This window comes from Streptomyces curacoi, assembly GCF_001513975.1.
Classification (GTDB): domain Bacteria; phylum Actinomycetota; class Actinomycetes; order Streptomycetales; family Streptomycetaceae; genus Streptomyces; species Streptomyces curacoi.
Genome location: NZ_KQ947987.1, coordinates 17513 through 42682 on the forward strand (window position 1 = coordinate 17513; position 25170 = coordinate 42682).

The following is a 25170-nucleotide window of genomic DNA, read 5'->3' on the forward strand; positions in this document are numbered from 1 at the left end:
CTACGCGGTCCGAGGAGGGAGCCACCGATGATTCTGCTCCGTCGCCTGTTGGGTGACGTGCTGCGTCGGCAGCGCCAACGCCAGGGCCGTACTCTGCGCGAAGTCTCCTCGTCCGCCCGAGTCTCACTCGGCTATCTCTCCGAGGTGGAGCGGGGGCAGAAGGAGGCTTCCTCCGAGCTGCTCGCCGCGATCTGCGACGCGCTGGACGTACGGATGTCCGAGCTCATGCGGGAAGTGAGCGACGAGCTCGCCCTCGCCGAGCTGGCCCAGTCTGCTGCGGCCACCCCCAGCGAGCCTGTACCCACGTCGGTCCGTCCGATGCTGGGTTCCGTGTCGGTGACTGGTGTGCCACCGGAACGGGTGACCATCAAGGCGCCTTCCGAGGCGGTGGACGTGGTCGCCGCCTGACGGTGCCGCCGGTGCGCATGGGCTGACCAAGCGCTGAGGAACTGTGTGAGGCCCCGGCCGGGCCTTCTCCAGGGACCTGGAGGAGTGCGGTCGGGGTTTCGTGCTGTCCGGGCCCTCCGGGGCCCGTTTGCCGGTCCTGGGCGTGGCGGTCATGGTGGAGGGTGTGACGGCGCCTGACGCGCTGTGACGACGTTGGCCCGCGCTGCATCCGTGTGCCGTTGGTGCGCCCTCCCGGCGGGTGAACGGGCGGCCTAGCCTCGGGCTGGAGGTGGGTGGATGGCACGGCCGATAGCGCGCTGGGGGGTGAACTTCGTACTCGGGGCGCTGTGGTGGTGGGCCGCGCTGCGGCTCGCGCTCGTGCCGGAGGCGGGGGTGGTGGAAGGGGCCGTGGCCGCCGGCGGGTGGGGGCTGAGTCTGTTGCCGGTCCACTGTGTGCCCAAGGCGCGGGCGGCGGGAGCCGTCGACCCGCGGCGGTGGGTGGCGGCCTGGCGGGCCGGGCGGGCTACCACGGCATCGCCACACCGCCGTTCGGACGCAGGATCTGACCCGTCGTGAAGGACGAGGCGTCGGACGCCAGGTGCAGCACGGCGTGGGCGACGTCCTCCGGCTCCCCGACCCGGCCCAGCGGCGACATCCGCGCCATGAACGCCTCCGTCTGGGTCTGGGACTCGCCGTGGCGGTCGGTCATCGGTGTGCGGACCCAGCCCGGTGCGACCGCGTTGACCCGGATGCCGTACCGGCCGATCTCGTTCGCCAGCGTCTTCGTCAGCTGCACGACGGCAGCCTTGGCGGCGCCGTAGCAGAGCAGGCCGGGGCCGCCGGTGTCGACGGCGCCCGAGGCCATGGTGATGATGCTGCCCTGAATGCGCTGCGCGAGCATCGCGCGGGCCGCTTCCTGGCAGGCGTACAGCACTCCCTTGAAGTTGACGTTCAGTACGCGGTCGAGGTCCTCGTCGCGGGTCTCCAGGACCGGGCTGCTGTGCATGATCCCGGCCACCGCGGCCATCACGTCGAGACGCTCGCAGGAGGCCACGGCCTGGTGAAGCCGCTCGCGGTCGGTGACGTCGAGATGGTGGGTGTGCGCGGTGCCGCCGCTCGCCTTGACCAGGGTCGCCGTGTCGTGCAGGCCCTGTGCGTCACGGTCGGCGCAGTGCACGGTGGCGCCGGCCTGAGGAGCACGGCCGACGCGCGGCCGATGCCGCTTGCGGCTCCGGTGACGAATGCGGTGCGTCCGGTGAGGTCGTACGCCTTGACGGCCATGAAGGGACGGTACGAGGGGTCTGACGGTTCGTCAATTAGTTGGGGGGTGTTGGGTGGGGGTGTGCTGGGTTGGGTGCTGGGTTCCGCGGGACGAGGCCGCGCTGGGCCGCGTGCTCGGGGCCGGGCCCGCCTGGCAGTTGGGGCACCAGTAGGTGGGGCGCTCGCGGGAGCCGTCGCCCTGGTCGGCCATGCGGATCGGGGTCGTGCAGCGCAGGCAGGGGCGGCTGGCGCGGCCGTACACGAACAGGTCCTGGCCGCGGTGGCCCGTCGTGCTGCGGATCGGGCGGTCGCGGTTGGCTTCCAGGAGCTTCTTGGCGAGTACCGGCAGGTGCGCGGTGTGCTCCGCGGGGAGTGCGCCGACGGGCAGCCAGGGCGTGGCGCGGAGCAGGAAGCAGAGCTCGCTCTTGTAGACATTGCCGATGCCGGCGAGGTTGCGCTGGTCCAGTAGGGCCTCGCCGAGGGGGCGGGTGGGGTCCGCGAGGAGGTTGGCGAGGGCGCGGTCCGGGTCCCAGTCCGGGCCCAGGAGGTCGGGGCCGAGGTGGCCGACGGCGCGGTGTTCCTCGGTGGTGCGCAGGAGATCGAGGACGGGGAGGCGGTAGCCGACGGCCGTGCGGGCGGTACGGGGGTCGGCGGCGGCGAGGACGACGCGGATCTGGTGGGCGGGGCCGCCCGTCCAGCGCTGCTGGTCGGTGTACACCTTCCAGGAGCCCTCCATCCCCAGGTGCGAGTGCACCGTCAGGCCGCCCTCGACGCGGGTGAGGAGGTGTTTGCCGCGCGGCGTGACGTCCAGGACGGTTCGGCCCGTCAGGTCGACCGTGGCGTACTTCGGCACCCGGAAGTCGCTGCGGGTCAGCACCTTGCCCGCGAGGGCGGTGTGCAGCCGTCTCGCGGTCTGCCAGACCGTGTCTCCTTCGGGCATGGGTCAAGGGTGGCACGGGGGCCGGCCGGGTGGCGGTTCGGATCAGGCGCGCAGGCGTAGGCCTCGGGGCGTCGCGATGAAGCCTGCTCCTTCCAGGAGGGTGCCTATGGGGGAGGTCAGGGCCGAGGCGCCGTTCACACGCTCGACCGTGACCGTGCCGAGGGAGCCCGCGCGGGCCGCCGCGGCCAGGGCCTCCGCCGCGGTGTGCAGGCGGGGGTCGTCGGTGGGCTCGGTGTCCGGGGCCGAGGGCCAGGCCAGCAGGGTCTTGCCGCCTCGCTCCATGTAGAGGGTCAGCTCGCCGTCGACGAGCACCACGAGGGAGCCCGCCTTGCGGCCCGGCTTGTGCCCGGCGCCGGTGGGCGGCTCGGGCCAGGCTAGGGCGGCGCCGTACGCGTTCGCCGGGTCGGCGGCGGCGAGGACGACCGCGCGGGTGTCGGCGGCGGAGCGGCTGCGGAGGGAGGCGAAGCCGGGGCCGGATCCGTACGGTGTTCCGCCGTTGCGCCACGTGGGGTTCTGTGGGGTCCGGGGGCTGCCCCGGGGGGCGCGGTCGCGCGGTGAGACGTAGTCGCCCGGTCCGAGGTGGGCGTCCAGGAAGTCGTGGTCGAGGTCGGGGATGTCGTAGGCGGGAGTGCTGCCGAGGACGTCGTGGGACGGGGTGCTGCCCTGGTCCGAGTCGCGGGCGGGGAAGCCCTCGGGGGCGCCGAAGCGGCTGCCCGTGCCGGAGCCGTCAGGGCCGGGGAGGGTGTCGGAGGTGGCCGGGTCGGTGAAGGTTCCGGAGGTGGCCGGGCCGGTGGAGGTTCCGGAGGTGGACGGGCTGGTGAAGGTGCCGGAGGTGGCCGGGTCGGTAAAGGGGCCGGAGGTGTCCGGGCCGGGCAGGCCGTCGCCGCGGTCGCGGGCGTTGGACACCGCGCGGAGGCGGTCCACCGCGCCGTCCATGGCGAACTGGGCGGCGCCGAGCCCCTCGACCACATAGCCGCGCCGCGCCTGGCCGCTCTCCTCGAAGACCGACAGGATGCGGTACGTCGCCGAGAAGCCGCCCTCGACGCCCTCCGCGGTGACCGCTCCCCGGGTCACCACGCCGTGCCGGTCGAGGAGTGTGCGGGCCAGGGCGTGGGCGCGCACGGTGGGGTCGGGTTCGTGTGCCGGGAGCAGGGACCAGCGGCCGGCGACGGTCGGGGGGCCGGTGCGGGAGGCGGGGCGCGCGGTGGACGTGAGTGCGCCGTAGCGTCCGCGTGGGACGGTGCGCTTGGCGCGGTGGGCCGTGGATCCCGCGGTGCGGCCCGAGCCCAGCAGGGAACGCATGGGTGCGAGCGTGTCGTTCGTCAGGCGGCCCGACCAGGCCAGCTCCCAGAGGGCGTCGGCGAGTTGGGGGTCGGTGGCGTCGGGGTGGGTGGTGGCGCGGACCTGGTCGGCGATCTGCCGGAAGAACAGGCCGTAGCCGCCGGACAGGGCGTCCAGGACGGACCGGTGCAGTGCCGTCAGCTCCAAGGGGTGGGGTTGCGGAAGGAGCAGGGGGGCCGCGTCCGCCATGTACAGGGAGACCCAGCCGTCCTTGCCGGGCAGCGAGCCCGCTCCGGCCCAGACGACCTCGCCGGCGGCGGTGAGCTCGTCGAGCATCGCGGGGGTGTAGTTCATGACGCGGGACGGCAGGACGAGCTTCTCCAGGGCGGACGCGGGCACGGACGCCCCCTGCAACTGCTCGATGGCGCGCACCAGCCCGTCGATGCCACGCAGTCCATGGCCCTTGCCGATGTGCTGCCACTGCGGCAGGAACTGCGCGAGCGCGGCCGGCGACACCGGCTCCAGTTCGTGCCGCAGGGCGGCGAGGGAGCGGCGGCGGAGGCGGCGCAGAACCGCCGCGTCACACCACTCCTGGCCGATGCCCGCCGGGTGGAACTCGCCCTGTACGACCCTCCCGCTCGCCGCCAGCCGCTGGAGGGCGCCGTCCGTGATCGCCACGCCGAGGCCGAAGCGGGCCGCCGCCGTCGCCGACGTGAACGGGCCGTGGGTGCGGGCATAGCGCGCGAGGAGGTCGCCGAGCGGGTCCTTGACCGGCTCGGTGAACGCTTCGGGGACGCCGACCGGCAGGGCTGTGCCGAGCGCGTCACGCAGGCGGCCCGCGTCCTCGATCGCCGCCCAGTGGTCGGTGCCGGCGATGCGGACCTTGATGGCGCGGCGGGCGGCGGCCAGCTCCTGGGCCCAGTGCGGCTCGGCGCCCCGCTCGGCCAGCTCGGCGTCCGTGAGCGGGCCGAGGAGGCGCAGGACGTCCGCGACGCCTTCGGTGTCCTTGACGCGGCGGTCCTCGGTGAGCCACTGGAGTTCCTGTTCCAGCTCGGTCAGTACCTCGGCGTCGAGCAGCTCCCGCAGCTCCGCCTGGCCGAGCAGCTCGGCCAGCAGCCGCGAGTCCAGCGACAGGGCGGCGGCGCGGCGCTCGGCGAGCGGTGAGTCTCCCTCGTACAGGAACTGGGCGACGTACCCGAAGAGGAGGGAGCGGGCGAAGGGGGACGGCTCGGGCGTGGTGACCTCGACGAGGCGTACCTTGCGGGCCTCCAGGTCGCCCATGAGCTCGACGAGCCCGGGGACGTCGAACACGTCCTGCAGGCATTCGCGGACCGCTTCCAGGACGATCGGGAACGAGCCGAACTCGCTGGCCACCTGGAGCAGTTGGGCGGCGCGCTGGCGCTGCTGCCACAAGGGGGTGCGCTTGCCGGGGTTGCGGCGCGGCAGCAGCAGCGCGCGGGCGGCGCACTCGCGGAACCGGGACGCGAACAGGGCCGAGCCGCCGACCTGGTCGGTGACGACCTGGTCGACGTCGCCCTTGTCGAAGACGACGTCCGCCGCTCCGACGGGCGCCTGGTCGGCGTCGTACTCCGTGCCGGCCTTCGCCGGTTCCTGGTCCAGGAGGTCCAGGCCCATGAGGTCGGCGTCGGGCAGGCGCAGCACGATGCCGTCGTCGGCGTGCATGACCTGCGCGTCCATGCCGTACCGCTCGGAGAGCTTCGCGCCGAGGGCAAGAGCCCAGGGGGCGTGCACCTGGGCGCCGAAGGGGGAGTGCACGACGACCCGCCAGTCGCCGAGTTCGTCGCGGAAGCGCTCGACGACGATCGTGCGGTCGTCCGGGACATGGCCGCAGGCCTCGCGCTGTTCGTCCAGGTAGGAGAGGACGTTGTCGGCCGCCCAGGCGTCCAGGCCCGCGGCGAGGAGGCGCAGACGGGCGTCCTCCTTGGGCAGGGAGCCGACCTCGCGCAGGAACGCGCCCACCGCCCGGCCGAGTTCGAGGGGGCGGCCGAGCTGGTCGCCCTTCCAGAAGGGCAGGCGGCCGGGGACGCCCGGGGCGGGGGAGACCAGGACGCGGTCGCGGGTGATGTCCTCGATGCGCCAGGAGCTGGTGCCGAGCGTGAAGACGTCCCCGACGCGGGACTCGTAGACCATCTCCTCGTCGAGCTCGCCGACCCTGCCGCCGCCCTTCTTGGGGTCCGCACCGGCGAGGAAGACTCCGAAGAGCCCGCGGTCGGGGATCGTGCCGCCGGAGGTGACGGCCAGGCGCTGTGCGCCGGGGCGGCCGGTGATCGTGCCGGCGACTCGGTCCCAGACCACGCGTGGGCGAAGCTCGGCGAAGGCGTCGGACGGGTAGCGGCCGGCGAGCATGTCGAGGACCGCGGTGAAGGCGGACTCGGGGAGCGAGGCGAAGGGGGCGGCTCGGCGGACGGTGGTGAGGAGGTCGTCGAGCTGCCAGGTGTCCATCGCCGTCATCGCGACGATCTGCTGGGCCAGCACGTCCAAGGGGTTGGCGGGGACCTTGAGGGACTCGATCGCGCCGGTGCGCATGCGCTCGGTGACCACCGCTGCCTGGACGAGGTCGCCACGGTACTTCGGGAAGACCACGCCGGTGGAGACGGCGCCGACCTGGTGTCCCGCGCGGCCGACGCGTTGGAGGCCGGAGGCGACCGAGGGTGGGGACTCGACCTGGACCACCAGGTCCACCGCGCCCATGTCGATGCCCAGTTCGAGGCTGGACGTGGCCACCACCGCGGGCAGGCGGCCCGCCTTGAGGTCCTCCTCGACCAGGGCGCGCTGTTCCTTGGAGACGGAGCCGTGGTGGGCGCGGGCGATGACCGGGGGTGCGCCCTGGGCGGCGCCCGAGCCGCCCATGAGCTGGGCCGGGGCATGATGCTCGTCCAGGGTTTCGCCGGTGGCCCGTTCGTAGGCGATCTCGTTGAGACGGTTGCAGAGGCGCTCCGCGAGGCGGCGGGAGTTGGCGAAGACGATGGTGGAGCGGTGCGCCTGAACGAGGTCGGTGATCCGCTCCTCGACGTGCGGCCAGATCGAGGGACGTTCCGCGCCCTCGCTGCCGTCGGCCACCGGGGAGCCACCGAGCTCGCCGAGGTCTTCGACAGGAACCACGACCGAGAGGTCGAACTCCTTGCCCGACTTCGGCTGGACGATCTCCACCTTGCGGCGGGGGGAGAGATAGCGGGCCACCTCGTCGACCGGGCGGACGGTCGCGGAGAGGCCGATGCGGCGGGCCGGCTTCGGCAGGAGCTCGTCCAGGCGCTCCAGGGAGAGGGCGAGATGGGCGCCGCGCTTGGTGCCCGCCACCGCGTGGACCTCGTCGAGGATCACCGTCTCGATGCCGGTCAGGGCGTCGCGGGTGGCCGACGTCAGCATCAGGAAGAGGGACTCGGGAGTGGTGATCAGGATGTCCGGGGGACGGGTCGACAGGGCGCGGCGCTCGGCGGCGGGGGTGTCGCCCGAGCGGATGCCCACCTTTACTTCTGGTTCGGGCAGGCCGAGGCGTACGGCTTCCTGGCGGATGCCGGTCAGGGGGCTGCGGAGGTTGCGCTCCACGTCGACGGCCAGGGCCTTGAGGGGGGAGACGTAGAGGACGCGGCAGCGCTTCTTGGGGTCGGCCGGGGGTGGTGTGGAGGCGAGCTGGTCCAGGGCGGCGAGGAAGGCGGCCAGGGTTTTGCCGGAGCCGGTCGGGGCGACCACCAGCACGTCCGAGCCCTCGTGGATGGCCTGCCACGCGCCGGCCTGGGCTGCGGTGGGCGCGGAGAACGCGCCCGCGAACCAGCCGCGGGTTGCGGGGGAGAAGCCGTTGAGGGCTCGGTGTGCGTCGCTGACCATGCGTCCATCCTGCACCCGGGGACTGACAATGGGGCTGAGCTGGGCAAACGTCTTCACGGTTGGGGTTGGTTCGGTGTCGCGGAGAATGGGCTCATGGCAGGTTCGGGCGAGCGGGCGCGGCACTGGCGGTACGCCGAGTTGCCCGGAGTTGATCTGCTGCGGGCCCGGTACATACGGAAGACGTTCGTACGCCATACCCATGAGCACTTTGTGATCGCCGCCATCGCTGATGGTGTGGAGGTCTTTCACCACCGGGGTGCTGATCAGTACGCGGGGGCCGGTGCCCTTGCGCTGGTCAATCCGGATACGTCGCACACCGGGCGGGCGGGGGTGCCCGAGGGGTGGCGGTACGGGGCCGTTTATCCGTCGCCGGAGGTGGTGGCCGGGATCGCGGCCGAGACCACGGCGATTCGGGGGACGCCGGGATTCGTGAGTCCCGTACTCGATGATCCGTATGCGGTGGGGCTGGTGCATCAGGTGCTGCGGGCCGCGGACGAGGGCAACGCGCTGGCTGCCGACACGATGCTCCGGGTTGCCGTGACCCGGCTGCTGCGGTTGAACGGTGGGGCTCTGCCGCAGCGGCAGGTGCGGACGGCGGGGGCTCGGGTCGCGGTACGCGCGCGTGAGGTGCTGGAAGAGCGGATGGCCGAGCCGCCGAGTCTGGAGAAGCTGGCTTCCGATCTCGGTCCGGGTCCGTTCGCCCTGCTGCGGGCGTTTCGTGATCTGTACGGGATGCCGCCGCATGCCTGGTTGACCGATGCGCGGGTACGGCGGGCCCGGCGGCTGCTGGACGAGGGTGTCTCGCCGGCGGAGGCGGCGGTTGTCGTGGGGTTCACCGATCAGCCGCATCTGCATCGGCACTTCACGCGGATCGTCGGCGTTCCTCCGGGGGCCTATCAGCGGGAGCGCAAGAACGTACAAGACGCGCGCGAGTGGCTCTCCTAGCGTCACCGGCGTGGCAGAACAGAGAGCTCTCGCAGAACTCCGTGCCGACGGAGACAAGCCCGACGCGGTTGTCGTACGAGACGCCCTGGGAGTCGGAGTCGTCGTCGGGCTGTCCGGGTTCGCCTTCGGGGTGACTTCGGCAGGCAGTGGGCTCACGCTCGGGCAGACCTGTGCGCTCAGTCTGCTGGTGTTCACGGGGGCGTCCCAGTTCGCGCTCGTGGGGGCGCTGGCGGCCGGCGGAAGCCCGTTGACGGCTGCCGCGGGTGCCTTCTTCCTGGGGGTACGCAACGCCTTCTACGGGCTGCGGCTGTCGCAGTTGCTGAGCCTCACGCGCGCGGTGCGGCCGTTCGCCGCCCAGTGGGTGATCGATGAGACAGCGGCCATCGCGCTGGCGCAGCCGACGCGGCGCAGCGCGCGGATCGGGTTCCTGGTGACTGGGCTCAGTCTGTATGTGCTGTGGAATCTCACCACCCTGCTCGGCGCGCTGGGGGCCGAGGCCATCGGTGACACCGATGCCTGGGGGCTGGACGCTGCTGGGCCCGCGGTGTTCCTGGCGTTGCTCGCGCCGATGCTGCGGTCCACGACCGAGCGTGCTGCCGCCGCTCTCGCCGTGCTGCTGGGAGTGGGGCTGTTGCCGGCGCTGCCGGCCGGTGTGCCGGTTCTCGTGGCCGCCCTCGCGGCGCCGGTCGTGCTGTGGGCGGAAGGTCGGCGTGGGGGAGACGCGAGGGAGGGGGAGCAGTGAGCATTTGGATCGCTGTCGGCGTCACCGCTCTCGGCTGTTACGCCGTCAAGCTCGTCGGGCTGCTCGTGCCCGCGGGGGCTCTGGAGAGGCCTCTTGTCCGGCGTCTCGCCGCCCTGCTGCCCGTCGCCCTGCTTGCCGCCCTCACAGCTCAGCAGACGTTCGGTGACGGGCGTGCGCTCATGCTGGACGCGAGGGTGGCCGGGCTGGCTGCGGCTGGTGTGGCGCTGGTGCTGCGGGCCCCGTTCCTGCTCGTCGTCGCGGCGGCCGTGGTGGTGACGGCGGGGGTGCGGGCCCTGGGCGGGTGAGGCGGGTCAGCCGATGCGGCGGCCGTATGCCCGGAGGGTGCGCAGCGCCTCGATCGTCACCATGGGGCGTGCTTCCAGGGCGACGCCCGGCGCCCACTGGCGCCACCGGATCGGCCAGCCGCCGTCCTCCTGCTGCTCGCCCGCGAGGTGGTCCAGGGAGCGGCTCATCTCGTCGTCGGTGAACCACGCGCGCGCGAGGGAGCGCGGTGTCCTCGCGTAGTCGTGCGGGAAGTGGTGCTCGCCGGGGGCATAACCGGGGGAGACCGCGTACGCGTCGAGGTTGTCCGGCTCGAGTGCCGCCAAGCCGTGTTCCCGGACCAGACGGCCGAGGTGGTCGGCGGCCGCTTCCGCGCGCGGGCGGTCGGGAGCGGAGTCCAGGAAGGCCACGGCGGCCTCGATCTCGTACGGATGGGACTTCTCCAGGGACTCGACCGCCTGCCAGCAGAAGTCCGTGGCCCGGAACAGCCAGGCGTGCCACACCTCGTTGCGGTGCAGCAGACCGACCACCGGCCCAGTGGCCAGGAGTGCGCTGGGCGGGTCGTCCACGATCGGGATGAAGGGGGCAGCGGGGTAGCCGCGCTGGCTGGGGTGGATCGCCGGGAGAGCACCGTCCGGAGTGGAGACCGACGTGAGGTAGCGGCATACGCGATCCACTCGCTGTCCGGCGACGCGTTCGATGGCGTCGAGGATGCGGAGTGCGTGACCGGTGTGCAGCGGCTGGCTGACCGGGCCGCGCAGATCTGGCTCCAGGGCGTGGCCGTATCCGCCGTCCTCGTTGCGGTAGGCGTCCAGCGCGGTCTCCACCGGATCGGCGGCGCCGTTCAGGAAGTGGTACGCGAAGAGGCGCTGTTCGAGCACGCGCGCGGTGAGCCAGACGAACTGCTCCGCGCGGAAGAGCGGCGAGTGCGCCGGGGGCGTCGGGGGGAGTGGGGAAGCTCCTGTTTCGGCCATGCGTCAGACCGTAGGACGGAAAGCGGTCTCGGCAAGCGGTCCCGGCCCAGGCCCACCCTCAGGGGCGGGATACTGGACGCATGCGGTTGACGGTCTTCTGGCAGCGGATGGCGGACCACTTCGGTCCGGGATACGCCGACACCTTCGCGCGCGACCACGTGATGTCGGAGCTCGGCGAGCGCACGGTGCACCAGGCGCTGGACGCCGGCTGGGACGCCAAGGACGTGTGGCGTGTGGTCTGCGCCGTCATGAACGTTCCGGGGGAGAAGCGCTGACCGATCACGAAGACCGCAGGACGGCAGCCGACTGTCGGTGGCGTGGGCGAGACTTGCACCGTGGCACGCACTGATGACACCGGGCAGCACGCCCGGCACGGATCCCCGTTCGGCACGACGCCGCCCGACCCGCCGCCGAGTGAGGGCGCCGCCGGGTCGGACGCCCGCATGCCGCGCTGGCTGCCGCGCGCCATGGTCCTCGCGCTGGCGCTCGTCGGTGTCTTCCAGCTGGGCAGCTGGGCCTTTCACCAGCTCACCGGGCTGTTGATCAACATCCTCATCGCGTTCTTCCTGGCCCTGGCCATCGAGCCCGCGGTGAGCTGGATGGCCTCGCGCGGCATGCGCCGGGGTCTGGCCACGGCCGTCGTCTTCCTCGCCGTGATCATCGTGTCCGCCGGGTTCGTGACGCTGATGGGGTCCATGCTCGCGGGCCAGATCATCAAGATCGTCGAGGAATTCCCGAACTATCTCGACTCCGTCATCAACTGGATCAACACGCACTTCAACACCGAACTGCGACGCGTGGACGTCCAGGAGGGCCTGCTACGCAGCGACTGGCTGCGCAACTACGTGCAGAACAGCGCCACCGGCGTCCTGGCCGTGTCCGCCCAGGTCCTCGGCGGTCTCTTCCAGTTGCTGACGATCACCCTGTTCTCGTTCTACTTCGCCGCGGACGGCCCACGACTGCGCCGCGCGCTGTGCTCCGTACTGCCGCCCGCCAAGCAGGCCGAAGTGCTGCGCGCGTGGGAGATCGCCGTCATCAAGACCGGCGGCTACCTGTACTCGCGCGGCCTGATGGCGCTCATCTCCGGCATAGCCCACTACATCCTGCTGGAGAGCCTGGACGTGCCGTACGCGCCCGTCCTCGCCGTGTGGGTCGGCCTGGTCTCGCAGTTCATCCCCACGATCGGCACGTATCTCGCCGGCGCCCTGCCCATGCTGATCGCCTTCACGGTCGACCCCTGGTTCACGCTGTGGGTGCTGATCTTCGTCGTGGTCTACCAGCAGTTCGAGAACTATGTGCTGCAGCCCAAGCTGACCTCGAAGACCGTCGACATCCACCCCGCGGTCGCCTTCGGTTCGGTCGTCGCGGGCACCGCCCTGCTCGGTGCGGTGGGCGCGCTGATCGCCATCCCGGCGGTCGCCACGCTGCAGGCGTTCCTGGGGGCCTATGTGAAGCGGTACGACGTCACGGACGACCCCCGCGTCCACGGGCACCGGGGCCGGCGACCGGGGGCCGGTCTGTTCGCCCGCGCGCGTGAGCTGTGGGCGCGACGGCCGGCGCAGCACCCGGCAGACACGCGGAGTTCCGGGGAGAACTCCACCTGAGCCGAGCTGCGCGGATCGCGCGTCGCGCCGGCCCGCCGCCGTCCGGCCCGTGCCGCCATCACAGGGACCGGGCGGGAATCCGGAGCGCTGCCGGGCCGCGAACATAGCCTCGGAGGTGTCGAGCGGTGGGCCCCGGAGGTGTGGAGTCGGAGGGCCTCGGAGGTGTCGAGTCGGGTCCTGGGCGCCGTTGAGTCGGCGGCCCTCGGAGGTGTCGGGCTGCGCGCTTGACACGAAAATCGAACATCCATTCTTATGGAGGCTCCGGCGAGGCGCTCGGCGGTCATTTCACCCCGGTTTCGATGGAGAAGTGCCCGAGTTATCCACAGGCCGGACAGGCGTCGGGGCGCATTGTCAGTGGCAGGCGTTAGCGTCTTTGACGTGAAGCGATCGACTCAAGCAAACCGGGTGGAACCCATGGCAGGAACCGACCGCGAGAAGGCGCTCGACGCCGCGCTCGCACAGATTGAACGGCAGTTCGGCAAGGGCGCGGTCATGCGCATGGGCGAGCGGTCGAAGGAGCCCATCGAGGTCATCTCGACCGGCTCGACCGCTCTCGACGTGGCCCTGGGCGTGGGCGGTCTGCCGCGCGGCCGTGTCGTGGAGATCTACGGCCCGGAGTCCTCCGGTAAGACGACCCTGACCCTGCACGCGGTGGCGAACGCCCAGAAGGCGGGCGGCCAGGTCGCCTTCGTGGACGCGGAGCACGCCCTCGACCCCGAGTACGCGAAGAAGCTCGGCGTCGACATCGACAACCTGATCCTGTCCCAGCCCGACAACGGCGAGCAGGCCCTGGAGATCGTGGACATGCTGGTCCGCTCCGGGGCTCTCGACCTCATCGTCATCGACTCCGTCGCGGCGCTCGTCCCGCGCGCGGAGATCGAGGGCGAGATGGGCGACAGCCACGTCGGTCTGCAGGCGCGTCTGATGAGCCAGGCCCTGCGGAAGATCACCAGCGCGCTCAACCAGTCCAAGACCACCGCGATCTTCATCAACCAGCTCCGCGAGAAGATCGGCGTGATGTTCGGTTCGCCGGAGACCACGACCGGTGGCCGGGCGCTGAAGTTCTACGCCTCGGTGCGTATCGACATCCGTCGTATCGAGACCCTGAAGGACGGCACCGAGGCGGTCGGCAACCGCACCCGCTGCAAGGTCGTCAAGAACAAGGTCGCGCCGCCCTTCAAGCAGGCCGAGTTCGACATCCTCTACGGCCAGGGCATCAGCCGCGAGGGCGGCCTGATCGACATGGGCGTGGAGCACGGCTTCGTCCGCAAGGCCGGCGCCTGGTACACGTACGAGGGCGACCAGCTGGGTCAGGGCAAGGAGAACGCGCGCAACTTCCTGAAGGACAACCCCGACCTGGCCAACGAGATCGAGAAGAAGATCAAGGAGAAGCTGGGCGTCGGCGTGCGGCCGGAAGAGCCGGCTGCCGAGCCGGGCGCGGACGCCGCGGTCTCCGCCACCCCGGACGACGCCGCGAAGACGGCGCCTGCTCCGGCGGCGAAGGCTGCCAAGACCAAGGCCGCGGCAGCCAAGAGCTGAATCCGTGACACGGCGAACGGACTGGGCCGAGTACGCCGCCTACCCGGACGCTCCGCGTGAGCGGGCGAGAGGCGGCGACGGGGGCTCCTCCGGGACGGGCGGATACGCCTGTGCGGGGGGCACGGCCCATGACAGGGACGGGGGGAACGACAGCACGGTGCCGTACGGCACGAACGAGCCGTACGGGATGTACGGCTACGGGGGCCTGGCGGACGGCAGCGAGTCGGGCCGGGCGTACGGCGGTGAGCCGGGCGAAGGCGCGGTGGATGGCGAGGCGTGGCCGGAGGGCGGCTCGGCGCATGGCGCCGGTGCGCCCGGCGGCGGCTCCCGTCGCAGCCGCGGCGGGGCTCGGGGCTCGGACGACTCTGGCGGCTCGCGCGGCTCGCGTGGGCGTCGTCGGCGCAGCCGCGCAGGGTCGTCCGGTGAGGACGGAGGTGCCTCTTCCTCGTCGAGGGCCGAGACGGGGGCGCCCCCAGGGGACCCGGTGGAGCAGGCACGGGCGATCTGTCTGCGCCTGCTCACCGGGACCCCGCGCACGCGGAAGCAACTCGCGGACGCCCTGCGCAAGCGGGAGATCCCGGACGACGCCGCCGAGGAGGTTCTGTCGCGGTTCGAGGAGGTCGGCCTCATCAACGACAGTGCGTTCGCGGACGCCTGGGTGGAGTCCCGGCACCATGGCCGGGGGCTGGCCCGACGTGCGCTTGCCCAGGAACTGCGGACCAAGGGCGTCGACTCCACGCTGATCGACGCGGCCGTCGGCCAGCTCGACTCCGAGCAGGAAGAGGCGACCGCCCGCGAGCTCGTCGCCCGCAAGCTGCGCTCCACACGCGGCCTCGACCGCGACAAACGCCTGCGCCGCCTCGCGGGCATGCTCGCCCGCAAGGGCTATCCCGAGGGGATGGCGCTGCGGGTGGTTCGACAGGCCTTGGAGGAGGAGGGGGAGGACACGGAGTTCCTCGGGGACGAGGGGGTCTGATCTCGGTGGACGGGGGTCTGGTCCCGGTGGACGGGGGGGCTGGTCCCGGGAGAGGGCCTGGGGCGGCCGAATTGGGATGGGCTTGGGAACGGCCGAGTGAGGGTGGCCTGGGAGCGGTAAGCCAAGGTCCGCGATCGCGGGTTCCGGCTCCGGGCACGGTGGACGCGCGGGGGCGCCCATCGCGTCGGGGCCGGGATCGTGCGGCACAGGGCTGGATCGTGTGACACAGTGCCGGGATCGTGCGGCACAGGGCTGGGACCGTGTGGCACAGGGCCGGGATCGCATGGCCCAGGGCAGGACACCGTCCCGCCCTCCTCCCCTCACGCCAGCCTCTGAGCCTCCGTCCGCCCCCGCGCTGTCACTCGGATGCCACCGGAAGCCCCGCCGCCCGCCACGCCTGGAACCCCCCGGCGAGGTCGGTCGCCCGGCGCAGCCCCAGCCGCCGTAGGGACTCGACCGCCAGGCTCGACGCGTATCCCTCGTTGCAGATCACCACGACCCGCAGGTCATGGCTGGTGGCCTCGGGGGAGCGATGGCTGCCCTGCGGATCGAGCCGCCACTCGAGTTCGTTGCGTTCGACGACGAGGGCGCCGGGGATCAGACCGTCCCGCTCGCGCAAAGCCGCGTACCGGATGTCCACCAGCAGGGCGTCGCCGGCCCGGGCGGCCTCGTACGCCTCCCGCGGCTCTACCCGCTCGTAGCCCGCACGCACCCGCTCCAGCAGCTCATCTATGCCGACGGGCCGTTTCGCCACGCCACCCACGCCCTTCTTCAGCCCGCCCCTGCCCGCCGCCGGCGCGCTCACACCGCCGCTCGTCTTCAACTCACCCTTGATGACCGGCGGTTCACCCAAGCCATGCCCCGCAGGCCCGCTTGCAGCCCCACTCACTGCCAGTCCTCCGGGCGCTCCACCTGCTCCAGGCGCAGGACCGGGCCGCTACGGCTGAAGCGGCGGATCTGCGGCAGGGGCGGGTAGTAGGCGTGAACGGAGATCGCATGCCGGTCGGGCGACTCGTTGAGGACCTCGTGCACATGGTGACGGCCGAAGGAGCGGCCTCTTCCGGCCGGAAGGCGGCGTTCCCGGTCCACGTCGTCCGTCAGTTCCAGCGTCTTCCAGCCGTCGCTGGGCAGCCGGACGGCGAGCGAGTTCTCCTTGAGCTCACCGGCCGCCGTCACGAAGGCCCCGACCGAGTCGGCGTGGTCGTGCCAGCCGGTGCCCGTCCCGGGCGGCCAGCCGATCAACCAGGCCTCGCTGCCCCCGGGCCCCTCGAGCCGTACCCAGGTACGGCCCTCCGGGTCGAGCGGAAGCGAGGCGATCAACTCCGCGTCGGCGGCCGTACGCCGTACGAAGTCGAGGAGGTCCGCCTGCGTAGGCGTGGAAGCCGGTGCAGCGACCGGCTGAGAAGCGGCAACGGCGGCAGGGGATACAGACACGTGCACCGTCCTGTAAGAGAGTTCGCAAGAGCGCGCGATGCCACAGACGACCGAGTGGCGCGCGGGGAGGAAAAAGGGATGCGAGTTCAGCAGGACGGGCGACACACGCAGCCCGCATAGCGGACGAGGTCCATATGGACCCTCCGCCACAGGCGCACACAGGTGTCGGTCACGATCCGGAGTACACCACGCCGGTGCGGACCGGTCAACTCACCGTCATGATGCGGACCACACGGTGACGGTGAGTACTACTCCCAGGCGAGTGCCACTTCCGTACGGCGGCATCAGCGCGACCCGGCCGCAGCCCCTGCCTCTGCCGCCGCCCCGGCCGCCGCCTTGACCGGCCCGCCCAACGCCGCCTCCGCCGCCGTGTACAGATCGGCGGGCCGCACCCCGCTCAACGCCGTCACCAGGTGACCGTCGGGCCGCACCAGCAGGACCGAATGCGCCGCCGCCCCCGGATAGCTCTCCGCGACCAGCAGTTCGGCCGGATACGGCAGCGCCGTCACCGCGGCCGCCAGCCGGGGCATGATCCCGGCGGTCGCCCAGTGCTTGCGGTCCCACACGCCCGTGCCCGGCGCGATCAGTACGACCAGCAGCGCGCCGCGCCCGAGCCGGTCCCGCAGCTGTACGAACGAGCCGTCCTCCGCCGTGACCCGCACATCGATGACCGGCGCACCCCGGGGCGTGTCCACCGGGACCTCGCCCTCCAGATGGGGGGGCGCGAGCGGCGAGTCGGCGTACGCCCCCGGCGCACCGATCACTCCGTGCCCCAAGTGGCCGTCCGTCAGCAGCGCGTCATGGCCCCGGGCGGAGCCGGGGACGACCGCGCGCAGCCCTCCGCCGCCGCGCAGCAGCGGCAGCGCCTGGTCGGCGGCGCGCAGCCGCGCGGCGACGGCCGCGCGCCGCTCCGTCTGGTAGCTGTCGAGCAGCGCATCGCGTGGCCCGTGGTGCCAGGCGGCCGCCAGCTTCCAGGCGAGGTTGTCGGCGTCCCGCAGGCCCTCGTCGAGCCCGTGCGTGCCGAGCGCGCCGAGGCAGTGCGCCGCGTCCCCGGCGAGAAGGACGCGGCCCACCCGCCAGCGGCGGGCCAGCCGGTGGTGGACCGTGTGGACCCCGGTGTCCAGGAGTTCGTACGGCGGCGTCGCCCCGCCGGTCCAGCCGGCGAGGGTCTCCCGGACGCGAGCCACCAGCATCTCGGGCGTGACCAGGTCCTTGCCCGGAGGCAGCAGCCAGTCGAGGCGCCACACCCCCTCCGGGAGCGGACGCGCCGTGACCTCCCCGCCCGAAGGTCCGGACGTCCGCCACGGCGGCATCCGATGGAGCAACGCCTTGCCGTCCAACGGAAGTTCCGCCCGCAGCGCGGCCACGGCGTGTCGCTCCACCGCCGTACGGCCCGGGAAGCGGATGTCCTGGAGCTTGCGCACGGTCGAGCGCGGGCCGTCGCAGCCGACCAGGTAACTGCCGCGCCACCAGGTGCCCTTAGAGCCCCGGGTGTGCGCGGTGACGCCCGAGGGCTCCTGCTCGATGGCGTCCAGGCGGCTGTCCACGGCGACCTTGACGAGCGGTTTGTCGGCGAGGGCCGTGCGCAGGGCGTTGGTCAGTACGTGCTGGGCGATGTGCAGGGGGGAGGGGTTCCTGACGCCTTCGGGCCCTTCGGCGGCGTCGCCGAATGTGACCTCGCGCATCACCTGCTTGCGCCGCATGGACCGCCATCCGGCCCAACGGGCCCCCGCCTCGGCGAGCGGCACACCCGTCAGTCGTTCCATGAGGGCGGTGGTGTCCTCGCGCAGAACGACGGTGCGCGCGAGGCGGGGTTCGTCCTTGCCGGGTCCCTCGTCGAGGACGACGCACGGCACCTCCTGACGGGCCAGCGCCAGGGCGAGCGTAAGCCCGACGGGCCCCGCTCCGACGATGATCACCGGGTCCACGGCGCGGCGCCCCCTGCCCGCAGTGGTGTCCCGAGGGACGCAAGTGAACAGAAAGTTGGAGCAGGGTGCACGATCACAGAATGTATGCAACCCATTGCCGGTGCTTGCGTCAAGTGACGGAGGGCAGTGGCGATCATGCCACTGCCCTCCCTCGGCTCAAGCGATGTGACCAGTGGTCAGATCGTTCCTCCGGCACCGGTCCCGTAGGTGCCACCCGTCGCCGCCGGGTTCAGCTCCTCCATGTCCTCGGCGCTGAGAACCGCACCCGTGCTCCTCTTGCTGCGCCGCAGCCTCTTCTCCAGCCAGCTCGCGAAGCTGGTGAGGATGAAGTTCAGCACGATGAAGAGGATCGCCACCACGACGAAGCTGGGGACGGGGTTGGCGTAGTTGGCCGCCAGGGTGCCACGCGAGTTGAGCAGCTCGGTGAACCCGATCATCACGCCGCCCAGCGCGGTGTCCTTCACGATGACCACCAGCTGGCTGACGATGGCCGGCAGCATCGCGGTGACGGCCTGCGGCAGCAGGATGCTGGACATCGTCTGGCCCTTGCGCAGGCCGATCGCCTTGGCGGCCTCCGTCTGCCCCTTGGGCAGGGCGAGGATGCCGGCCCGTACGACCTCGGCCAGGACGGAGGCGTTGTAGAGCACCAGTCCGGTGACAACCGCGTAGAGGGGCCGCTGTTCACTGCTGACGTTCGTCCAGCGGTCGTAGAACTCGTTGGCGAACAGCATCAGCAGCAGGACCGGGATCGCCCTGAAGAACTCGACCACCCAGGCAGCCGGAAGCCGTACCCACACGTGGTCGGACAGGCGCGAGATACCGAAGAAAGCGCCCAGCGGAAGGGCGATCACCATCGCCAGTGCTGCGGCCGTCAGCGTGTCGCCGAGACCTGGCAGCAGATACGTCGTCCAGGCATCCGACTCGGTGAACGGTTTCCACAGGGCCCACTCCAGCTGGCCCTTTTCGTCCATGGCGTCCCAGACGAACCATGCGAGCAGAGCGAGCAGGGCGAAGAAGACCACCGAGATGAGCACATTGCGCCGCTTGGCGCGGGGCCCCGGAGCGTCGTAGAGAACGGAGGTCATCGCTTCACCGCCAGTCGCTTGCTCAGCCAGCCGAGGATGAGGCCGGTGGGCAGGGTCAGTACCACGAAACCGAAGGCGAAGACCGCGCCGATGAGCAGCGTCTGAGCCTCGTTCTCGATCATTTCCTTCATCAGGTAGGCGGCCTCGGCCACGCCGATCGCGGCCGCCACCGTGGTGTTCTTGGTCAGGGCGATCAACACGTTGGCCAGCGGGCCGATGACCGAGCGGAAGGCCTGCGGCAGGATGATGAGCCGGAGGGTCTGAGTGAACGTCAGCCCGATGGCACGGGCTGCCTCGGCCTGGCCCATCGGCACGGTGTTGATGCCGGAACGGATCGCCTCGCAGACGAAGGCCGCGGTGTAGGCGACGAAACCGAGGATCGCCAGGCGGAAGCCCTGGACCTTGAAGTCAGTGGCGCCCATCGTCACGCCGAAGATGTCGGCGAGGCCGAGCGACGTGAAGATGATGATGACCGTCAGGGGGATGTTCCGGACGATATTCACATAGGCCGTGCCGAATCCACGCATGAGCGGGACCGGGCTGACCCGCATCGCGGCCAGGAGGGTGCCCCAGATCAGGGAGCCGAGGCCGGAGACGACGGTGAGTTTCACCGTCATCCAGAAGGCACCCCACAGTGTGGGGTTGTCATAGTCTGAAATGAAGTCGAACACGATCTCCCGCGCTTCCGGGTGGGTGGCGTACGTGGATAGCGCGACGCGCCGCCGCCCTGATCGCGGTGGACGGCGGCGCGCCGGTGGATCCTTGCGCTACTTGACGATGACGCCGATCTTCGGCGCGGGCTCGTTCTTGTAGTTGGCCGGACCGAAGTTGTCCTGGACGGCCTTGTCCCAGGCCTTCTCCTTGACCATCTTCTCGAGGGCGGCGTTGATCTTGTTGAGGGTCTCCGTGTCGCCCTTCTGTACACCGATGCCGTAGTTCTCGTTGCTCAGCTTGAGGCCGGCGAGCTTGAACTTGCCCTTGTACTGCTCCTGCGCGGCGTAGCCGGCCAGGATCGAGTCGTCCGTGGTCAGGGCATCCACAGTGCCGTTCTGCAGAGCGGCGAGGCACTCCGAGTAGCCACTCTTCTCCGCCAGGTTGGCCTTCGGAGCGAAGTCGTCCCTGACGTTCTGGGCCGAGGTGGAGCCGGTCACCGAGCACAGGTTCTTGCCGTTGAGGTCGGTGGCCTCGGTGATGTCCGAGTCCGTCGTGACCAGCAGGTCCTGGTGGGCCAGCAGGTAGGGACCGGCGAAGTCGACCGACTTCTTGCGCTCGTCGGTGATCGAGTAGGTGGCGGCGATGAACTTCACGTCGCCGCGCTTCAGCGCGTTCTCACGGTCCGGGGTCTTGGTCTCGACGAACTCGATCTGGTCGGCGTCGTAGCCGAGCTCCTTCGCCACGTACGTCGCCACGTCCACGTCGAAGCCGGAGAAGGAACCGTCGGGCTCCTTCAGGCCCAGACCAGGCTGGTCGTACTTGATACCGATCTTGATCTTGTCACCGCCACCGGAACCCGAACCACCCTCGTTGTCACCGTTCCCGCCACCACACGCGGTGGCAGTGATGGAGAGAACGAGTGCAGCGGCGGCCGCGGCGGAGACCTTGCGGAGCTTCATGGTGAACATCCTTTGCTGATGAAGAGATGCGTGCCGTCAGGGGCGGGTGACGCAGGTCGTCGGGTGTGTGAAGCAGTCCGTCAGTGGTGCAGGATCTTGGACAGGAAGTCCTTCGCGCGGTCGCTGCGCGGGTTGCTGAAGAACTGGTCCGGCACAGCTTCTTCGACGATCTTGCCGTCCGCCATGAACACCACCCGGTTGGCGGCCGAACGGGCGAAGCCCATCTCGTGGGTGACGACGATCATGGTCATGCCGTCGCGGGCGAGCTGCTGCATGACCTCCAGGACCTCGTTGATCATCTCCGGGTCGAGAGCCGACGTCGGCTCGTCGAAGAGCATGACCTTGGGGTCCATGGCCAACGCCCGGGCGATGGCCACACGCTGCTGCTGGCCACCGGAGAGCTGTGCGGGGTACTTGTCCGCCTGGCTGGCCACGCCCACCCGGTCGAGCAGGGCGCGGGCCTTCTCCTCGGCCTTCTTCTTGTCCGCCTTACGGACCTTGATCTGGCCCAGCATCACGTTCTCGAGCACGGTCTTGTGCGCGAAAAGGTTGAAGGACTGGAAGACCATCCCGACGTCGGCGCGCAGCCGGGCCAGTTCCTTGCCTTCCTGGGGCAGCGGCTTGCCGTCGATGGCGATCGTGCCGGAGTCGATCGTCTCGAGGCGGTTGATGGTGCGGCACAGGGTGGACTTCCCGGACCCGGAGGGTCCGATGACCACGACGACCTCGCCGCGGGCGATCGTCAGATCGATGTCCTGGAGTACGTGCAACGCGCCGAAGTGCTTGTTGACATTCTTCAGGACGACCAGCTCACCGGTCGCGGCCCTGTCTTCCTTGGCCACCGATACTTCGGTCATCGCTCTCAGGCTCCGTCCTCCTCGGTTTCGGAGGACAGTAGTAACCGTATCCGACCTGCGTCATTAGTTCTGAGGGGAATCTGAGCATCACGATCCGATAGCAATCGGACACGTGTCGTAGCACTTGTGACCTGGACGCGTACCGGCTGCATAACGGAAGCCCCGAGCAACCGGAACCCCCTTGACGGCGTCCTCGTCCATCAGCGTGACTGCCATGGTGCACGCGCGCGCGTGCACGCACTGTCTACCTACCTGAATCGTACGGCCGATGAACCGAAGGAGGCCGGGGTGAGACTGCTCCTCGTCGAGGACGACAACCATGTCGCCGCCGCGCTGTCCGCGGTCCTGGCGCGACACGGTTTCGACGTCACGCACGCGCGCAGCGGCGAGGAGGCCCTCCAGGCGCTCGTCCCCGAGGGCAACGGCTTCGGCGTCGTCCTCCTCGACCTGGGCCTGCCCGACCAGGACGGCTACGAGGTCTGCGGCAAGATCCGCAAGCGCACCAGCACCCCGGTGATCATGGTCACCGCGCGCTCCGACGTCCGCTCCCGCATCCACGGCCTCAACCTCGGGGCCGACGACTATGTGGTGAAGCCGTACGACACCGGAGAACTGCTCGCCCGGATCCACGCGGTCAGCCGGCGCACCGTGCAGGAGGACGCCGGGACCGGCGGCGACGGCGCGCTGCGCCTGGGGCCGGTGCACATCGAACTGGCCACCCGCCAGGTCAGTGTGGACGGTTCGGTGATCCAGCTGACCCGCAAGGAGTTCGATCTCCTGGCCCTGCTCGCGCAGCGCCCCGGGGTGGTCTTCCGCCGGGAGCAGATCATCAGCGAGGTGTGGCGCACGAGTTGGGAGGGGACCGGGCGCACGCTTGAGGTGCATGTGGCGTCCCTGCGCGCCAAGCTGCGGATGCCGGCGCTGATCGAGACCGTACGCGGAGTCGGCTACCGGCTCGTCGCCCCGGCCGCGTAGCGAGCAAGGGTGCGCACTCGTCTCCTCCCGCTGCTCATCGTTCTGATGGCGGCCGTGCTGCTCGCACTCGGTGTACCGCTCGCCGTCAGCCTCGCCGCGGCCCAGCAGCAGAAGGTGGTCGTCGACCGGATCGACGACACGGCGTACTTCGCGGCCATCGCGCAGTTCGCCGCCAACGACCCCGACGGCACCCGCGACGAAGAGCGCACCCTGAACCGGGAGTTCGCGACCTACTACGACGTCTACGGCATTCGGGCCGGTGTCTTCCTCCCCGGCGGCACGCCCATGGCCAACGCGCCGGCGACCTGGTTCCTGCCCCAGCAGGGCGAGGTGCGCGAGGCCTTCGAGGAGTCGCTGCTCAGCCGGCGCAGCCACGACCCCAAGCAGGTGTGGCCCTGGCAGCGCAACCGCCTCGTCATCGCCTCGCCGGTCATCCGGGACGGTGATGTCGTCGCGGTCGTGGTCACCGACTCGCCCACCGGGCAGATGCGCTCGCGGATCCTCCACGGCTGGCTGATCATCGGCGCGGGTCTGACCGCCGCGATGCTGGTGGCTGTCGGGGCGGCGCTGCGGCTGACGGGCTGGGTGCTCAGACCGGTGCGGGTGCTGGACGCCTCGACCCACGACATTGCCACCGGCCGGCTGAAGTCCCGGGTCGCGGTGGCCAGCGGTCCGCCGGAACTCAGGCGGTTGGCCCGGTCGTTCAACGAGATGGCGGACAACGTCGAGGACGTCCTGGAACAGCAGCGCGCCTTCGTCGCCGACGCCTCCCATCAACTGCGCAATCCCCTGGCGGCACTGCTGCTGCGCATCGAACTGCTCGCCTTCGAGCTCCCCGAGGGCAACGAGGAGATCGCCTCGGTGCAGGCCGAGGGCAAGCGCCTGGCGCAGGTCCTCGACGACCTGCTCGACCTGGCCCTGGCCGAGCACACCGAGGCCGACCTCCGGCTCACCGACATCGGCGCGCTGGCCGCCGAACGCGTCGCGGCCTGGTCGCCGACCGCCGAGGCCAAGGGCGTACGGCTGGTGGGGGACTGCCCGCCCACCACCGCCTGGGCCGACCCGGTCGCACTGTCCAGCGCGCTGGACGCGGTGATCGACAACGCGGTCAAGTTCACACCGCAGGACGAGCGCGTCGAGGTCACCGTCACATCCAACGGCAGTACGTCGACGATCGTGGTGACCGACCACGGTCCCGGCCTCACCGACGAGGAACTCGCGCGCATCGGCGACCGCTTCTGGCGCAGCGGACGGCACCAGAACATCAAGGGCTCGGGCCTGGGGCTGTCGATCTCACGGGCGCTGCTCGCGGCGGGCGGGGGCTCCATCTCCTACGGCCATCATGAGCCGCATGGCCTGCGGGTGACGGTGACGGTGCCGAGGTCCGGGCCGGAGGCGTAGCGGTCCTCTCCCACGGCCGCGCCGAGCCGTGGTCAGGGCTTGACCGACTGGTAGTAGCGCTGGGCGCCCTGGTGCAGGGCCAGGGGATCGGTGTAGATCGCCGTGCGCAGGTCGACGAACTGGGCGGAGTGGACATGGCGGCCGATGCCGTCGCGGCTCTTGATCACCGTGCGGGTGATCCATTCGGTGAGTCTGGGGTCCATGTTCTCGCGGGTGATCAGCAGGTTGGACACGGCGATCGTCGGCACGGTGTCCCCGTTCTGCACGGAGGGGTAGGCCGACTCCGGCATGTTCGTCGCCCGGTAGAAATGAGCCGCGTCGCTCTGGGCGTGCACGGCGGCGACAAGGCGGGCGTCGATCGGCACGAACCGGAAGGAGGACGTCTCGGCGATGTCGTCCAGACCGTCCGTCGGCACCCCGCTCGACCAGAAGAACGCGTCGAGCTCCTTGCCGAGCCGCTTCGGACCGGTGTCGATGCCGTCCGACCGGGGCGTGATGTCCTTCTCCGGGTCGATGCCGGCGGCCTCCAGCACCCGGGTGGCGATCAACCGCACACCCGAGTTGGGCCGCCCTATGGCCACCCGTTTGCCCTTCAGGTCCGCGACGGAGCGGATGTCCGAGTCCGGCGGGACGACGAGCTGCACATAGTCGTCGTACAGGCGGGCGACACCGCGCAGCCGGTCGGTGACGGTCCTGCCGTCGATCTTGAACGTGTCCACCGCGTCGGCGGCGGCGATCGTGAAGTCGGCCTGGCCGGTCGCCACGCGCTCGACGTTCTCCTGGGAACCGTCGCTCGTCAGCAGCTTCACCTTCAGGTTCGGCATGTCCTTGGCGAGTTCGTCGCGCAGGAGCTTGCCGTACTCCTGATAGACCCCCGCGCGCGTGCCCGTGCTGAACGTGATCGTCCCGCTCGGCGGCTCCTCACCCAGGGGCAGCAGCCACCACAGCAGCAACCCGAAGGCGACGAACCCGGCGGCCCCGCCCTGCAGGGCCCGGCGTCGGCTGATGCGGGTGAGTGCCTTGGACATGGCCGAGATCCTGCCAGCCGGTACGCGGTGCTGACCAGGGCAGAGGTCACAGTGACCAGGGCAGAGGGCAGAG

Annotated in this window: 22 protein-coding genes and 2 pseudogenes; 11 read left to right on the forward strand and 13 right to left on the reverse strand. The window is 70.8% G+C overall.

Features of this window, described 5'->3' with window-relative positions; genetic code table 11:
- The first annotated feature begins 27 nt into the window (after positions 1–27).
- On the forward strand, positions 28–408 hold the full coding sequence (locus AQI70_RS13680) for a helix-turn-helix domain-containing protein (RefSeq protein WP_019756312.1): 381 nt from the start codon (positions 28–30) through the stop codon (positions 406–408).
- 276 nt (positions 409–684) lie between these two features.
- The gene (locus tag AQI70_RS40160; RefSeq protein WP_079051286.1) at positions 685–963 is read left to right on the forward strand and encodes a hypothetical protein; all 279 of its coding nucleotides are present in this window, start codon (positions 685–687) and stop codon (positions 961–963) included.
- On the opposite strand, the pseudogene AQI70_RS13685 reads toward AQI70_RS40160, so the two are convergent.
- The 3 genes and pseudogenes from AQI70_RS13685 to AQI70_RS13695 form a co-directional block, all read right to left on the reverse strand.
- Positions 911–1668: pseudogene (locus tag AQI70_RS13685) on the reverse strand (SDR family NAD(P)-dependent oxidoreductase). The gene AQI70_RS40160 and the pseudogene AQI70_RS13685 overlap by 53 nt on opposite strands.
- A gap of 31 nt (positions 1669–1699) precedes the next feature.
- On the reverse strand, positions 1700–2587 hold the full coding sequence (locus tag AQI70_RS13690) for an Fpg/Nei family DNA glycosylase (RefSeq protein WP_062148410.1): 888 nt from the start codon (positions 2585–2587) through the stop codon (positions 1700–1702).
- A gap of 42 nt (positions 2588–2629) precedes the next feature.
- On the reverse strand, positions 2630–7714 hold the full coding sequence (locus AQI70_RS13695) for an ATP-dependent helicase (protein ID WP_062148413.1): 5085 nt from the start codon (positions 7712–7714) through the stop codon (positions 2630–2632).
- Between the two features lie 93 nt (positions 7715–7807).
- Between AQI70_RS13695 and AQI70_RS13700 the strand changes: the two are divergent.
- The 3 genes and pseudogenes from AQI70_RS13700 to AQI70_RS13710 all read left to right on the forward strand — a co-directional run.
- Positions 7808–8787, forward strand: a pseudogene (locus AQI70_RS13700) (AraC family transcriptional regulator); the annotation flags it as partial.
- A complete protein-coding gene (locus tag AQI70_RS13705; protein WP_062148418.1) occupies positions 8670–9401 on the forward strand; it encodes an AzlC family ABC transporter permease in 732 nt (243 codons plus the stop codon). The pseudogene AQI70_RS13700 and the gene AQI70_RS13705, both read left to right, overlap by 118 nt.
- The gene (locus tag AQI70_RS13710; protein ID WP_062148421.1) at positions 9398–9706 is read left to right on the forward strand and encodes an AzlD domain-containing protein; all 309 of its coding nucleotides are present in this window, start codon (positions 9398–9400) and stop codon (positions 9704–9706) included. The genes AQI70_RS13705 and AQI70_RS13710 overlap by 4 nt, the downstream gene beginning before the upstream one ends.
- Positions 9707–9712: 6 nt before the next feature.
- Here the strand turns inward: AQI70_RS13710 and AQI70_RS13715 are convergent, their stop codons facing one another.
- Positions 9713–10657, reverse strand: a complete 945-nt coding sequence (locus AQI70_RS13715) for a hypothetical protein (RefSeq protein WP_062148424.1) — start codon at positions 10655–10657, stop codon at positions 9713–9715.
- Between the two features lie 80 nt (positions 10658–10737).
- Here AQI70_RS13715 and AQI70_RS13720 point away from each other — a divergent pair, with 80 nt between their 5' ends.
- From AQI70_RS13720 to recX, 4 genes are all read left to right on the forward strand, one after another.
- The gene (locus AQI70_RS13720; protein WP_003997390.1) at positions 10738–10932 is read left to right on the forward strand and encodes a DUF3046 domain-containing protein; all 195 of its coding nucleotides are present in this window, start codon (positions 10738–10740) and stop codon (positions 10930–10932) included.
- 60 nt (positions 10933–10992) lie between these two features.
- Positions 10993–12261, forward strand: a complete 1269-nt coding sequence (locus AQI70_RS13725) for an AI-2E family transporter (RefSeq protein WP_208607360.1) — start codon at positions 10993–10995, stop codon at positions 12259–12261.
- A gap of 414 nt (positions 12262–12675) precedes the next feature.
- A complete protein-coding gene (recA, locus tag AQI70_RS13730; protein WP_062148430.1) occupies positions 12676–13800 on the forward strand; it encodes a recombinase RecA in 1125 nt (374 codons plus the stop codon).
- A 4-nt stretch (positions 13801–13804) separates the two neighbouring features.
- The gene (recX, locus tag AQI70_RS37375) at positions 13805–14776 is read left to right on the forward strand and encodes a recombination regulator RecX (RefSeq protein ID WP_079051287.1); all 972 of its coding nucleotides are present in this window, start codon (positions 13805–13807) and stop codon (positions 14774–14776) included.
- A gap of 358 nt (positions 14777–15134) precedes the next feature.
- Here recX and AQI70_RS13740 read toward each other — a convergent pair whose 3' ends face one another.
- The 8 genes from AQI70_RS13740 to AQI70_RS13770 form a co-directional block, all read right to left on the reverse strand.
- Positions 15135–15551, reverse strand: coding sequence for a rhodanese-like domain-containing protein (locus tag AQI70_RS13740; RefSeq protein ID WP_062150000.1), 417 nt, complete (start codon positions 15549–15551; stop codon positions 15135–15137).
- A 110-nt stretch (positions 15552–15661) separates the two neighbouring features.
- Positions 15662–16210: a cupin domain-containing protein gene (locus tag AQI70_RS13745; RefSeq protein WP_062148436.1), complete on the reverse strand. Its 549-nt coding sequence runs from the start codon at positions 16208–16210 to the stop codon at positions 15662–15664.
- A gap of 86 nt (positions 16211–16296) precedes the next feature.
- A complete protein-coding gene (locus tag AQI70_RS40905; protein ID WP_313960178.1) occupies positions 16297–16383 on the reverse strand; it encodes a putative leader peptide in 87 nt (28 codons plus the stop codon).
- Between the two features lie 111 nt (positions 16384–16494).
- The gene (locus AQI70_RS13750; RefSeq protein ID WP_062148439.1) at positions 16495–18138 is read right to left on the reverse strand and encodes an FAD-dependent monooxygenase; all 1644 of its coding nucleotides are present in this window, start codon (positions 18136–18138) and stop codon (positions 16495–16497) included.
- 176 nt (positions 18139–18314) lie between these two features.
- The gene (locus AQI70_RS13755; protein ID WP_062148442.1) at positions 18315–19223 is read right to left on the reverse strand and encodes an amino acid ABC transporter permease; all 909 of its coding nucleotides are present in this window, start codon (positions 19221–19223) and stop codon (positions 18315–18317) included.
- Positions 19220–19894: an amino acid ABC transporter permease gene (locus tag AQI70_RS13760; RefSeq protein ID WP_062148445.1), complete on the reverse strand. Its 675-nt coding sequence runs from the start codon at positions 19892–19894 to the stop codon at positions 19220–19222. Before AQI70_RS13760 ends, AQI70_RS13755 begins: the two co-directional genes overlap by 4 nt.
- 96 nt (positions 19895–19990) lie before the next feature.
- Positions 19991–20836 (reverse strand): glutamate ABC transporter substrate-binding protein, encoded by an 846-nt coding sequence (locus AQI70_RS13765; protein WP_063801587.1) that lies wholly within the window; start codon positions 20834–20836, stop codon positions 19991–19993.
- Positions 20837–20916: 80 nt separating this feature from the next.
- Positions 20917–21693: an amino acid ABC transporter ATP-binding protein gene (locus AQI70_RS13770; protein ID WP_062148453.1), complete on the reverse strand. Its 777-nt coding sequence runs from the start codon at positions 21691–21693 to the stop codon at positions 20917–20919.
- 288 nt (positions 21694–21981) lie between these two features.
- On the opposite strand from AQI70_RS13770, the gene AQI70_RS13775 reads away from it, so the two are divergent.
- Positions 21982–22668 (forward strand): response regulator transcription factor, encoded by a 687-nt coding sequence (locus AQI70_RS13775; RefSeq protein ID WP_062148455.1) that lies wholly within the window; start codon positions 21982–21984, stop codon positions 22666–22668.
- A 9-nt stretch (positions 22669–22677) separates the two neighbouring features.
- Positions 22678–24069: a sensor histidine kinase gene (locus tag AQI70_RS13780; RefSeq protein ID WP_062148459.1), complete on the forward strand. Its 1392-nt coding sequence runs from the start codon at positions 22678–22680 to the stop codon at positions 24067–24069.
- Positions 24070–24101: 32 nt separating this feature from the next.
- Here AQI70_RS13780 and AQI70_RS13785 read toward each other — a convergent pair whose 3' ends face one another.
- Positions 24102–25097, reverse strand: a complete 996-nt coding sequence (locus AQI70_RS13785) for a TAXI family TRAP transporter solute-binding subunit (protein WP_062148462.1) — start codon at positions 25095–25097, stop codon at positions 24102–24104.
- Between the last annotated feature and the right edge of the window lie 73 nt (positions 25098–25170).